The sequence below is a fragment of the Streptomyces capoamus genome, from assembly GCF_014654935.1.
GTDB classification, from domain to species: Bacteria; Actinomycetota; Actinomycetes; order Streptomycetales; family Streptomycetaceae; genus Streptomyces; species Streptomyces capoamus.
Genome location: NZ_BNBF01000019.1, coordinates 44,495 through 46,087 on the forward strand (window position 1 = coordinate 44,495; position 1,593 = coordinate 46,087).

Genomic DNA, 1,593 nt, shown 5'->3' on the forward strand with positions numbered 1-1,593 from the left:
TCCTCGAACAGCTTCGCCATCACGCGGTGCGTGATGGTGGCGCCGACCTGGGACTTGATGTCGTCACCGACGATCGGCACACCGGCCTCGGTGAACTTGTCCGCCCACTCCTTGGTGCCGGCGATGAAGACCGGGAGGGCGTTGACGAAGGCGACCTTGGCGTCGATGGCGCACTGGGCGTAGAACTTCGCCGCGTCCTCGGAGCCGACGGGCAGGTAGCAGACCAGGACGTCGACCTGCTTGTCCTTGAGGATCTGGACGACGTCGACCGGCTCCTCGGCGGACTCCTCGATGGTCTCGCGGTAGTACTTGCCGAGGCCGTCGAGGGTGTGGCCGCGCTGGACGGTGACACCGGTGCTGGGCACGTCGCAGATCTTGATGGTGTTGTTCTCGGAGGCGCCGATGGCGTCGGCGAGGTCGAGACCGACCTTCTTGGCGTCGACGTCGAACGCGGCGACGAACTCCACGTCGCGCACGTGGTAGTCACCGAACTGCACGTGCATCAGGCCGGGGACCTTGGACGCCGGGTCGGCGTCCTTGTAGTACTCGACTCCCTGCACCAGCGACGCGGCGCAGTTGCCCACGCCGACGATGGCTACGCGAACCGAACCCATTCCGGTTGCTCCCTGTGTGTACGAGTGAGGCCCTGACTGGGTCTCACGTGGCGGTGTCGCCGGGCGTATCCGTCCGGGGGGTGTCCCCGGGACGGGGCAGGCCGCCCGTCGCTCCATTGGTGTTGTCCTGCTGAGCGGGCCCCCCGGACGCGGAACCTTTCCGGTCCCGCCCGGCCCGCTCGCTCTCGATGAGCTCGTTCAGCCAGCGCACTTCGCGCTCCACGGACTCCATCCCGTGGCGCTGGAGCTCAAGTGTGTAGTCGTCGAGGCGCTCCCGGGTGCGTGCCAGGGAGGCGCGCATCTTCTCCAGGCGCTCCTCCAGGCGGCTGCGCCGGCCCTCCAGGACGCGCATGCGCACATCGCGCGAGGTCTGCCCGAAGAAGGCGAACCGTGCGGCGAAGTGCTCGTCCTCGTACGCGTCGGGGCCGGTCTGCGAGAGCAGTTCCTCGAAGTGCTCCTTGCCTTCCGCGGTCAGCCGGTAAACGATCTTGGCTCGGCGTCCGGCGAGCGGAGCGGCCAGGGCCTCGTCGTGGGTGTTCCCGGGCTCCTCGACCAGCCAGCCGTTGGCGACCAGGGTCTTGAGGCAGGGGTACAGCGTGCCGTAGCTGAACGCTCGGAACACACCGAGTGACGTGTTGAGTCGCTTGCGCAGCTCGTAACCGTGCATCGGGGACTCCCTGAGCAGGCCGAGCACGGCGAACTCGAGGATGCCGGAGCGCCGGCTCATCGTCGCCTCCTCCCGGTCCCGCAGGCCGTTCCCGCAGGTCTCGCAGTACCCGTCAGCGTCTTTATCTCGCGCTGATGTATCGACTCGATACATCACGACGATAGAACGGCCTACCGCACGCGACAAGAGGGACGATGGTGAACGGGATCACATCACCGATTCGCAGGAGGCAACTTGCCTGTTTTGGGGTGAACTTCGTCGCTCGGCGGGTTTTGGCGGTGCGTAGTCTGTGCGGCATGCACACCACCGGGA

2 protein-coding genes are annotated in these 1,593 nt (G+C 66.8%); both read right to left on the reverse strand.

Features of this window, described 5'->3' with window-relative positions; translation table 11 throughout:
- Window positions 1-614 (reverse strand): inositol-3-phosphate synthase (locus IE312_RS41960; protein ID WP_502266991.1); only part of this gene is annotated, 614 nt, incomplete at its 3' end.
- 43 nt (window positions 615-657) lie between these two features.
- The gene (locus tag IE312_RS26670) at window positions 658-1,341 is read right to left on the reverse strand and encodes a PadR family transcriptional regulator (RefSeq protein WP_189984871.1); all 684 of its coding nucleotides are present in this window, start codon (window positions 1,339-1,341) and stop codon (window positions 658-660) included.
- Window positions 1,342-1,593: the final 252 nt, after the last annotated feature.